Annotated in this window: 12 protein-coding genes; 8 read left to right on the top strand and 4 right to left on the bottom strand. The window is 60.0% G+C overall.

Annotated features, from left to right (window positions below):
• Window positions 1–510 precede the first annotated feature (510 nt).
• The 8 genes from rimO (at window position 511) to tsaA (ending at window position 6,718) form a co-directional block, all read left to right on the top strand.
• Window positions 511–1,836, top strand: a complete 1,326-nt coding sequence (rimO, locus tag ACYCFC_RS04175; RefSeq protein ID WP_459653204.1) for a 30S ribosomal protein S12 methylthiotransferase RimO — start codon at window positions 511–513, stop codon at window positions 1,834–1,836.
• Between the two features lie 128 nt (window positions 1,837–1,964).
• Window positions 1,965–2,366, top strand: a complete 402-nt coding sequence (locus ACYCFC_RS04170; RefSeq protein WP_459653203.1) for a GFA family protein — start codon at window positions 1,965–1,967, stop codon at window positions 2,364–2,366.
• Between the two features lie 29 nt (window positions 2,367–2,395).
• Entirely contained in the window at window positions 2,396–2,635 is a 240-nt protein-coding gene (locus ACYCFC_RS04165; RefSeq protein WP_459653202.1) for a helix-hairpin-helix domain-containing protein, read from the top strand.
• Window positions 2,636–2,704: 69 nt separating this feature from the next.
• On the top strand, window positions 2,705–3,502 hold the full coding sequence (locus ACYCFC_RS04160) for an AadA family aminoglycoside 3''-O-nucleotidyltransferase (RefSeq protein WP_459653201.1): 798 nt from the start codon (window positions 2,705–2,707) through the stop codon (window positions 3,500–3,502).
• A gap of 316 nt (window positions 3,503–3,818) precedes the next feature.
• Window positions 3,819–4,226 carry a GNAT family N-acetyltransferase gene (locus ACYCFC_RS04155; protein WP_181084513.1) on the top strand — a complete coding sequence of 136 codons (408 nt, stop codon included), beginning with the start codon at window positions 3,819–3,821 and terminating at the stop codon, window positions 4,224–4,226.
• Window positions 4,227–4,289: 63 nt separating this feature from the next.
• On the top strand, window positions 4,290–4,622 hold the full coding sequence (locus ACYCFC_RS04150; protein WP_459653200.1) for a hypothetical protein: 333 nt from the start codon (window positions 4,290–4,292) through the stop codon (window positions 4,620–4,622).
• Window positions 4,623–4,817: 195 nt separating this feature from the next.
• Window positions 4,818–6,026 carry a tryptophan synthase subunit beta gene (trpB, locus tag ACYCFC_RS04145; RefSeq protein WP_459653199.1) on the top strand — a complete coding sequence of 403 codons (1,209 nt, stop codon included), beginning with the start codon at window positions 4,818–4,820 and terminating at the stop codon, window positions 6,024–6,026.
• Window positions 6,026–6,718, top strand: coding sequence for a tRNA (N6-threonylcarbamoyladenosine(37)-N6)-methyltransferase TrmO (gene tsaA / locus ACYCFC_RS04140; protein ID WP_459653198.1), 693 nt, complete (start codon window positions 6,026–6,028; stop codon window positions 6,716–6,718). Before trpB ends, tsaA begins: the two co-directional genes overlap by 1 nt.
• A 97-nt stretch (window positions 6,719–6,815) precedes the next feature.
• On the opposite strand, the gene ACYCFC_RS04135 is transcribed toward tsaA, so the two are convergent.
• The 4 genes from ACYCFC_RS04135 to ACYCFC_RS04120 all read right to left on the bottom strand — a co-directional run bounded on the left by ACYCFC_RS04135 (window position 6,816) and on the right by ACYCFC_RS04120 (window position 10,581).
• Window positions 6,816–9,353 (bottom strand): penicillin acylase family protein, encoded by a 2,538-nt coding sequence (locus tag ACYCFC_RS04135; protein WP_459653197.1) that lies wholly within the window; start codon window positions 9,351–9,353, stop codon window positions 6,816–6,818.
• A 71-nt stretch (window positions 9,354–9,424) separates the two neighbouring features.
• Entirely contained in the window at window positions 9,425–9,880 is a 456-nt protein-coding gene (locus ACYCFC_RS04130; protein ID WP_459653196.1) for a DUF2489 domain-containing protein, read from the bottom strand.
• 7 nt (window positions 9,881–9,887) lie between these two features.
• A complete protein-coding gene (locus tag ACYCFC_RS04125) occupies window positions 9,888–10,076 on the bottom strand; it encodes an SEC-C metal-binding domain-containing protein (RefSeq protein WP_181084525.1) in 189 nt (62 codons plus the stop codon).
• A gap of 7 nt (window positions 10,077–10,083) precedes the next feature.
• Window positions 10,084–10,581: an LEA/WHy family protein gene (locus ACYCFC_RS04120; RefSeq protein ID WP_459653195.1), complete on the bottom strand. Its 498-nt coding sequence runs from the start codon at window positions 10,579–10,581 to the stop codon at window positions 10,084–10,086.
• Between the last annotated feature and the right edge of the window lie 65 nt (window positions 10,582–10,646).

Here is a 10,646-nt window from a genome sequence, read left to right as displayed (position 1 = left end):
ACTTACGGTCCGATGTGTTGAATAGAAAGCGCTTCGGCCAAGGCGTTCCACTGAGCAGCCAGGCGGCGCTCCTGAGCCTCGGCGACCCGACAGTGTATGGATTTGCCTGTGCTTGAAATGGCTCGCCATAGCCGCCAGTTCGGCACAGCGACCTGACACCCGGATAGCTGTTTACCTGCGCACCGTTCTTTTCACGCTGGATGCATCGAGGCGGCCTGCGATGTTGAAAAATAGCCCGGAGTATAGGATTTATGTTCCAAGGAGGCCCAAGATAAATTTTCTGGGAAGGGTGACAAATGAGCATGCGCCGCGCGCCCTAACGGCTACTGACCAGGTTGGTCACGCAAGGTGTTTCTGCGTCCGAGTTATGGCAAGCCGTGCGGGGCGGCTTCGGTGTGCTGCATCAGGGATTCAGTTACAGCGGCGGGGATAAGGGCGCGCTCGACAAGCCAAATAACTGTATACTCGCGCGCCATTTTTTCCTGCTGCATCACCGAGGCCCGGCCCGTCATGTCGAAAAAAGTCCCAAGCGTAGGGTTCGTTTCACTCGGCTGCCCGAAGGCAACCGTGGATTCGGAGCGAATCCTGACCCAGCTGCGCATGGAGGGTTACCAGATCGTGCCGTCCTACGAGGACGCCGATGTGGTGGTCGTCAACACCTGCGGCTTTATCGACAGCGCCAAGGCCGAATCGCTGGATGCCATTGGCGAGGCCATCGCCGAGAACGGCAAGGTGATCGTCACCGGCTGCATGGGCGTGGACGAGAACAATATCCGTGGTGTGCATCCCAGCGTGCTGGCGGTCACCGGCCCGCAGCAGTACGAGCAGGTGGTCAATGCGGTCCATGAAGTGATCCCGCCGAGCATCGAGCACGACCCCTTCGTCGATCTGGTTCCGCCCCAGGGCATCAAGCTCACCCCGCGTCATTACGCCTACCTGAAGATTTCCGAAGGCTGCAACCACAGCTGCAGCTTCTGCATCATCCCCTCCATGCGCGGCAAGCTGGTCAGTCGTCCGGTGGGCAGTGTGCTGAGCGAGGCCGAGCGCCTGATCAAGGCTGACGTCAAGGAGATCCTGGTGATCAGCCAGGACACCAGCGCCTACGGCGTCGACCTCAAATACAAACTGGACTTCTGGAACGGCCAGCCAGTCAAGACGCGCATGCTGGAGCTGTGCGAGGAACTGGGCCGGATGGGCGTCTGGGTGCGCCTGCACTACGTCTACCCCTACCCCAACGTGGACGACGTGATTCCGCTGATGGCGGCTGGCAAAATCCTGCCCTACCTGGATATCCCCTTCCAGCACGCCAGCCCCAAGGTGCTCAAGGCCATGAAGCGTCCGGCCTTCGAGGACAGGACCCTGGCGCGCATCAAGCAATGGCGCGAGATCTGCCCCGAGCTGACCATCCGCTCCACCTTTATCGTCGGCTTCCCCGGCGAGACCGAAGAAGACTTCCAGTACCTGCTCGATTGGCTCACCGAAGCGCAACTGGATCGCGTCGGCTGCTTCCAGTACTCCCCGGTCGAAGGCGCACCGGCTGAAGAAATGGAACTGGAAGCCGTGCCGGACGAGGTCAAGCAGGAGCGCTGGGATCGCTTCATGGCCCACCAGCAGGCCATCAGCGCCGCGCGCCTGCAGCTGAAGATCGGGCGCGAGATGGACGTCCTTATCGACGAAGTGGACGAAGACGGCGCCATCGGTCGCTCCTGGGCCGACGCCCCGGAAATCGACGGCATGGTCTACGTCGACAGCGAGCACCCGCTGCAACCCGGCGACAAGGTGCGCGTGCGGGTGACCCACGCTGACGAATACGACCTCTGGGCCGAAGTGATCTGACCGCCCCACCGCTCGAAAGCAGCCCCGCCCATGCGGGGCTTTTTCATGCGTGCGCCATGCCTGGCGCACGCATGACTGGAACGGGCTAAAGTCCGCTCCTTAACCTAACGCTAGCTACAGGAGTAAATATGTATCGTGGTAGCTGTCTGTGTGGCGCAGTTTCGTTTCGCTTGCGTTCTGAACCCAAGGCTGTATCGAACTGCCATTGCAGAATGTGCCAAAAGCAGCATGGTGCTGCATTTGCCACATATGCAAGTTTGCCTAGATCTGATTTAGAGTATCTATCCGGGCAAGAACTGCTGACCTCCTACAACTCATCCGGGAGCATTGACAGAAAATTTTGTAGCGTCTGTGGCTCCAATATCGAATGGAGTGGCAGTGAAAAATTTCCTGGCTGGGTATCTATAGTCATAGCATCGCTTGATACTTACTTTGAGCCGAGGAGCACCAAAGATATTAATCTTGAGTCTAGAGCGTGCTGGCTAGCTAACCATTCATTCAACCCGGACGCGCCAGAGCCTTCCCCTTAACCAAACGTCAGGCACCATGGAGAATACCCATGCCATTCCCACCGGAAGAACGCAAGGCATTACTGGCTGTGAAAGGTGTTGGTCCTACGGTAGTGGTGCGCCTTGAACAAATGGGATTTGAAACACTGGCCCATCTAAGCAAAGCCAGTGCACTGGATATCGTCTCTCAAGCCTCGGCTATCGTCGGCTCCACGTATTGGAAGAACAGTCCGCAAGCTCGCGCGGCCATCCAAGCTGCAATTGCATTGGCACAATCGCGCCATGCATAACAAGTTCGTCAACCGGATCGCCCAAAAGCTACGCTTTTTACCGCCCGGTTACACCCAGCGTCAAACCTCATGACTGACTCCGTACCCACTGAAATATCAGCACAATTGTCGCAGGCGCTAGATGTTAGTGAACGTCATCTGGCATCAACGCTATTGCCGGTACATTTGTACGGCTCTGCCTTGAGCGGCGGTCTGAAGCCATACAGTGACATCGATTTGCTGGTCACAGTGGCGACAAAGCCTGATGAAACCACACGGCAAGCTTTGATGCTTGATCTACTCAAGATTTCGGCACCGCCTGGTCAAAGCAAAGATCTCCGCGCACTGGAAGTGACTGTTGTCGTGCACGACGACATCGTGCCGTGGCGTTATCCGGCCAGGCGGGAACTGCAATTCGGAGAATGGCTGCGAAAAGATATCCTTGAGGGTATCGTCGAACCCGCTGTCGTTGATGCTGATCTGGCGATTCTTCTGACGCAAGCTAGACAACACAGCAACGCCTTGACAGGTCCACCGGCAACGGAACTCTTCGACCCGGTACCAGAGAGCGATATTTTCAAGGCGTTGGCCGACACGCTGAAATTATGGAGCACACCGTCGGACAGGGCTGGGGATGAAAGGAATGTGATGCTTACTTTAGCCCGTGTCTGGTACAGCGCAGCAACCGGCAAGATTGCATCAAAGGACGTCGCCGCTGATTGGGCGATGGAACGTTTGCCAGAGAAGCATCAGCCCGCACTATATGAAGCTCGACAGGCCTACCTTGGACATTGCGAAGATCGCTTGGCCCTGCGTGGAGAGCAACTGAAAGATATCATTGAGCTGATCAAGCACGAAGTCACTTGCCTGCCTGGCCAGTGCCAATGATGGCTAACAAGCCGACTCGACCTAGGTTCTGTACGAAAAGTGTCTGCGCTCGGTGATGCTTCGTTAAAAATCGGTTCGGCAAGCCGCTTGCGGCTAACGCGCTTCAGCGCGGCCCGAAGGGCGAACGAAGTGAGTCATGCTCATTTACAGCTCGTAAACTCCGCTTGATTCGCTACGCTCACCCTGCGGGCCAGCCTGCGGCTGTTACTTCGCTACGCTACGTATCTCACCGATTTTTGCCTCGCCTGACCTTCGCTCGACGACTTTTCGTACAGAACCTAACACCAATGCTATGCATCAGAAGCAAGGAGGCACCATGCCGTTCGAAATATCCATGCATGACACCATAACGACGGAAGAAGTTCTTGAAATCTACAAGGCCAACCACTGGTCATCAGCCGGAAAACCAGATGAACTCATGGCAGCCTTGCGCAACTCGCATAGCCTTGTCACTGCGCGTGTCGCGGGAAAACTAGTCGGACTTGGTAACGCAATTTCTGACGGGCACCTCGTCGTATACTTTCCACACATGCTGGTGCATCCCGATTTTCAAGGCAAAGGTATTGGCCGGAAAATGATGTCGGCAATGCTGATAAAATACGCCAGCTTTCACCAGCAAATGCTTACCGCGGATGGCAAGGCAATTGAGTTCTATGAGTCGCTTGGTTTTGTACGTGCAGGCAACACCGAGCCTATGTGGATCTACGCCGGAACTGAGCACTGAAGTAGCTCACTGGAGCTGGCTAACGCTGACCTTCGGCCTAATCGCTAATAAACAAGAACAACCATGCTTAAGAAAATATTAATTTCCATATCATTCTTAGCGTTAACCTTGGTCATACTCTCACAATATGGCTATGTAAAATATCAGCAAAAGAGATACAGGGAATTGCAAGTGGAGTTCGGCCATGCTCGCGCCATCGATGCCTATCAAAGAACCTTGGAGCAAATTGACGAAAAAGGCTCTGACTACGCACGGCGAGCAGTGACAATCGGTCGAACCTACGAAACAGTCAAACTGGAAGAGTGGCAGAAAGAGAACAATATAAAGCTTTCAGAACACACCAAAACATTGCTAGAAAAAATCAACAACTACATAAAAGTCAAAGATCCCAAATAGCGCTCTCTGGTACATACCAAGGCACGCTAGAGCATGAATTCACTCATTGAAGTACAAAAGCTATCGCAAGCTCGCCAGTAACGCTACCTGACGAGCATGGACGCTTTTGAGGCTGCGACTCTTTACCACATGATTCCTGACTCCCGCGCTGACGAGTAAGATGCCGCATCGCCCGCAAACCGATGGATCGACACCATGAGCAATACCCTCGAATTCGCCCCTATGCCCGACGCCCAGGGCTACTTCGGCCCTTACGGCGGCCAACTGGTGCCGCCGCACCTGAAGCAGGCGATGGACGACATCAATCTGGCCTATGAGGAAATCCGCCAGCGCGAGGATTTCCAGCAGGAGCTGGCCAGCCTGTTCGCAGACTACGTCGGTCGCCCCAGCCCGATCTTCCATGCCCGGCGCCTGTCGGAAAAGCTCGGCGGCGCGCAGATCCATCTCAAGCGCGAGGACCTGAACCACACCGGCGCGCACAAGATCAATCACTGCCTGGGTGAGGCGTTGCTGGCCAGGTTCATGGGCAAGAAGAAGGTCATCGCCGAGACCGGCGCCGGCCAGCACGGCGTGGCGCTGGCCACCGCCTGCGCGCTGGTGGGCATTCCCTGCGAAATCCACATGGGCCAGGTGGATATCGAGAAGGAACACCCCAACGTCACCAAGATGAAAATCCTCGGCTGCAAACTGGTGCCGGTGACCCGTGGCGCGGCGACGCTCAAGGAAGCGGTGGACAGTGCCTTCGAGGAATACCTCAAGGACCCGCAGGATTTCATCTACGCCATCGGCTCGGTGGTCGGCCCGCATCCCTTCCCGAAGATGGTGCGTGACTTCCAGTCCATCATCGGTCGCGAGGCCCGCGAGCAGTTCCTGAGCAAACATGGCCGCCTGCCCGATCAGGTGGCCGCCTGCGTCGGTGGCGGCTCCAATGCCATGGGTATCTTCAGCGCCTTTCTCGCTGACGCCAGCGTGCGTCTGGTCGGCGTCGAGCCTGCCGGCGAAGGCATCGACAAGCCAGGCCGCCACGCCGCGACCATGACGGCGGGCAAGCCCGGCGAGTTGCACGGCATGGCCTGCTACGTGCTGGAAGACGAACAGGGCAATCCGGCGGCGGTGCATTCCATTGCCTCGGGGCTTGATTATCCCGGCGTCGGCCCGCAGCACAGCTACCTGAAGGATGCCGGGCGAGTGGACTACCAGTCCGTCACCGACCAGCAATGCCTGGACGCCTTCATGACCCTGTCGCGCACCGAAGGCATCATCCCCGCGCTGGAAAGCGCCCACGCCGTGGCCTGGGCCATGGCGACCGCACCGACACTGGACAGGGACCAGCATATCCTGGTCAACCTCTCCGGTCGCGGCGACAAGGATGCCGACTACGTGGCGCAGCTGCTGGGGTTGTAATGCGCCACGGCATCGAACCCATCGGCTATCTGCGTTCCTGCTTCCGGGAAAAGTTCGCCATCCCGCGCCAGCCACGTCTGGCGCCTGCGGCGCGTGGCGTGCTGGAGCTGCTGCCGCCGTTCGACACGGGCGAGGCAGTGGCGGGCCTGGAGCAGGTCAGCCATGTCTGGCTGCTGTTTCTCTTCCATCAGGCGCTGGAGGAAAAACCGCGCCTGAAGGTGCGGCCACCGCGCCTGGGCGGCAACCGCATGGTCGGGGTCTTCGCCACCCGCGCCACGCATCGTCCCAACGGTATCGGACAGTCGGTGGTCAGGCTCGATCAGGTTGAGCCGGGACGCCTGCTGGTGTCCGGCATCGATCTGCTGGACGGTACGCCGATCATCGACATCAAACCCTATGTGCCCTACGCCGACGCCCTGCCCGAGGCTCGCAACGACATGGCGGCAGAAGCACCCGTGCTGATCGAGGTGCACTGGAGCGAAAGCGCCCTCGCCCAGGCCCGTGGAGAAGCGCTGCGGCTGGGCGAGCCGGTGGTGGAACTGATCGAGCAGTGCTTGGCGCAGGACCCGCGTCCGGCCTATCAGAAGCCCGACCCCGAACGCCGCTACGGCGCGCAGTTCTGGGATCTGGACGTTCGCTGGCATTACCCCGACGGCGCCAGCATTCGCGTGCTCGAAGTGGTGCCTGCCTGACACAACCCTAAGGTGGAAAGCTCGCACAGCGATTTTCCACCGACCACTGCCCATCTGCTGGTGGAAAAGCCTGCGGCGTTTTCCACCCTACCCGGCTTCAGCGCTCCGCCGGAATCAGCCACAGGCGCTGGCTGCCATACACCGCATCGATATTCTGTGGCTTGAACGGAAAGCTCATGTAGCGACCCTTCATCCACGCCTCGATGCCATCGGCGTAATGCGGGCTGGCCGGATTGCCGGATTGCCCCGAGCTGTTCAGGCCGATCAGTGGCTCGTCGCGCCCGAAATCGACGACGATGCGCATGGCCGGGATCAGCCAGGTATCGAAATTCTGCCCCCAGCGGTAGGCGGAAACGTTCAGCGTGCTGTGATCGCCGCCCGCCGGATAAGGGCCGCGATCCAGATAGCCACGAATGGCATTGATCCCGCTGCGCTTGCTGGCCGGCATATAGGGCGCCAGTTGGGTGGTGCCCGTGGCCCAGGTGTAGTGGTGCAGCTTGCCCCACTGCCAGGCGCTGCTGTCGCTGCCCAGCTTCGCGGTCAGGTGATCGACCGCCGCCGCCAGGCTGCGCGCGAGGATGGCCGGCTTGTCTTCCCGCTGCGGCGTGTTCACATCGTCCCAGTAGGGGCTGTCGTCACGACCCAGCAGGTGATCGGCCTGGGCCGAATAGGAAATGTTGGCGGCCTGCAGCAACGCCTGCCAGGCAGGACTGTCGTCAGGGCCGAGCTCGTCGAGGAAGGTCTGCCGCGCACTTTCATGCAGGAATGCAGAATACAGGGCGGCATCGGCGGAGGCGGCGTCCAGCACGCCGTCGAATTTCAGCAGGCGCGAAAGAGCCATGCGGGCCTTGTCGCGTTCGCTGGCTGGCAGTGCCGCGATGGCCTGCTGCAAGGGCTCGCGCATGGACGGCTCCTCGAACATGGCGGCCAGCTTGGCGGCGAACGGGGTCGTGCGGTCGTACTGCATGGCGATCATGCTGGCAGTGTCGTGGCGGCCCTGCCCGGCCAGCTCTGCCAGGCGCTCGGCGCGTTCGGGATAGTGCCAGGAGTTGGACAGTTGCATGCCGTAGCCGCGCGGCACCGTGCGATGGTTGGCGGTGCCAAGCCAGCCCTGGGCCGGGTCCTGATCATAGGGATGCAACATGGGATCGGCGAAACCGTCCCAGTCGTAAAGCCCGTCCCAGCCCGGCGAAGGCAGCAACCCCAGGCCGCCACGGCGGTTGGGATAACGCCCGCTGACCTGCCAGCCGATGCCCTGCTCGTCGGCAAATACCATGTTCAGCGCCATGGCGCGGATGTCCCGGCTGGCCTCGAAAGCCTCATCGACATTTTTTGCCCGCGTGAGATCGAAGAAGGCATCGAGCGATTTGTCCGCCTCGAACTGAGTGGTCTTCAGCGCCAGGCCATAGCCGCTGCTCAGTTGCAGAGGCTGCAACGGATGCTTGCGCTCGCCCAGCACGCTGTTGAGCAGCGGACCGTTGCGCGTCTCGTAGATCGTCTCGCGAATGGGCCGCTGGCCCTTGACGATGAACGTCTCGTGGCGCTCGCGTGCCGCGACCCACTTGCCATCGGCCAGATACTGCAGACGCCCGCTCTCACGGCGGATCTTTTCCAGGAACAGGTCCTGGTTGTCGCCCATGACCATGGTCATGCCCCAGCCAAGCTTGCCGTTGAAGCCTGCCACCACCGCCGGAACACCCGCGACCGTCACCCCCGCCGCCTGGAATTTCGGCGAGCGGATCTGCACGAAATTCCAGTACGACGGCATCGACAGCGGCAGATGGGTATCGTTGGCCATCAGCGGCTTGCCGCTGCGCGTGCGGCTGCCGGCAATGGCCCAGTTGTTGGACGCCGCCACACTGAGCATATTCAGCTCGGCGACCTGCGCGGCTGCGCGGTCGAGCGCGGCCAGGCCGGGAATCTGTCCGCTCAGTTGCAAGCCTTCGAGCTTCGCCGCCTCCTCGAAGGGCAGCGGCTCGTCGGGATAGGTTGGCAACAGCCAGGCGAGCTTGTCGCTGCCGACGCGCTGCGCCAGCACCAGGGCGGCGATTTCCTCCTGCAGATTCACCGACAGGCCGAAGTTCAGCAGGCAGAACACCAGCACCGAATCCTCGGGCTTCCAGTATTCGGGCGTGTAATCGGCAGCGGCCAGGTCCATCGGCAGCTTGTCGCGGTGCCTGTACAGGTAGGCGTTGACGCCACGCGCATAGACCTCGAAGAAGCGCTTCATCCGTGGCGAGCTTTCACGATAGAGCACCTCGGCACTCTTGCGCAGGTTGACGGCGCGCATGAAGCGGTCGATTTCCAGCACACCCGGCCCAGCCATCTCGGCCAGTCGCCCCTGCGCCATCAGCCGCAGGCTGACCATCTGGCTCAGGCGGTCGGTGGCGTGGATGTAGCCCAGGCCGAACAATGCATCGTGGAAGGTGCTGGTTTCGATCAGCGGCATGCCCAGGGCGTTGCGCCGAATGCTGACACGCTCTGCCAGCCCGGTCAGCGGCTGCACGCCCTGCTTCGGCGGCAGGCTGTCGCTGTAGCGGCTGTCCAGATAGGCCTGACAGCCCATCAGGCTGACGGCGGCGACGGTGGCGCCGAGAATCAGGCGAACCAGATTAAATGGCGGACGCAGTGACATCGACGGCTCCTTTGAGCTGAGCGCAACAGGGACAGTATTCAGGATAGAAGCAAAGGTGTGATGCGACGGAATCAGGCGGTAGCCGGCGTCAGCGCCTCGTCCAGCAGCCAGCGTGCCGAACGGCGTGCGGCTGCCTTGTGCTGCAATTCAAGGGCGCTGAAATGGGCCTCGTGACGGCGACGCTCGGCCTTGTCCAGGGCCTTCCAGGCCGCGTGGGTCGGCACCTGCGCGGTCGCCTCGTACAACGCCTGGAATACCTCGCAATGTGGGTCCTGACTCAGTTTCGCGTCGTAGTTGTCGAGCAACACCTTGATGCGAATGGCCCCCTCGATCAGGGGTAGCTGCTCGTCGAGCAGACTGCTGGCCAGAATCCGCAGGTCAGCCGCAAGCTCGGCATGCTGTCGAGCCTGCTGCGCCGCCTGCTGTCGCTCGTTACGCCAGACCCTGCGCCACAGATACAGCGCATAGCCGGCCAATGCGGCGATCAGCAGAGCGCCGATGAGCAGTACTGCAGCGAACGGCGTCATCAGCGACTCAGGCTCCGTGGCACTTCTTGAATTTCTTCTGGCTGCCGCATGGGCAGGGATCGTTGCGACCGACATCCTTCAACGGATTGCGTACCGGATCATGGCTGTGGTTGCAGTGCGGACCATGAACATGCCCGTGGTGATGGTCGTGGTCGTGATCACAGTCGGGGCCATGCACATGAGGTTCGTGATTCATCGAGTCGCTACTCCGGAATGAGGGTGCCGGGAATTATCTCGCCATTGCGGGAAATATGCACCCTGCGTCCACCCCACATGCCAAGCTTCAAGTCACCGTCCAGCCGGTAGGCAATGGGCCGATCCGGCTTTTCCAGCAGGCGCACGATGTACTTCATATGTCGCCAGAGGTTGGTGTGCACCGGAACCTCGTAATAGTCGAAGCTGTTCGCCGGCACGGTCAGCCAGCCGCTGGATTCGCCACTGGCCAACTGGATGTCATTGAGATGAACGTTATAGCGCAGGCCACGCACAGGCAGGCTGTGATCGTTGGGGTTGTCGATGCGAAAACGCAGCAAGAACTGCTGTTCCAGCAAACGCGCCTTGATGATCTCGACCTTGGCCAGCTGAACCTGCGGGTCATCGAAATTGCTGCCCAGCCAGGTCGAACAACCCGACAGGCCGGTCAGAAGGCTAAGCAACGCCATCGTTCTAAGTATTTTTATCGTGCGTTCCTGGCAAAGCATTCCGGTACTCCAAAGGACGGCCAAGTGTAACAAGCGTCAAACTGTCTGCAACGGCTTGGCACACG

Source organism: Stutzerimonas sp. NM35, from assembly GCF_054604355.1.
The sequence above is the reverse complement of the archived record's forward strand: the minus strand, read 5'-3'. Positions and strand labels throughout refer to the sequence as shown.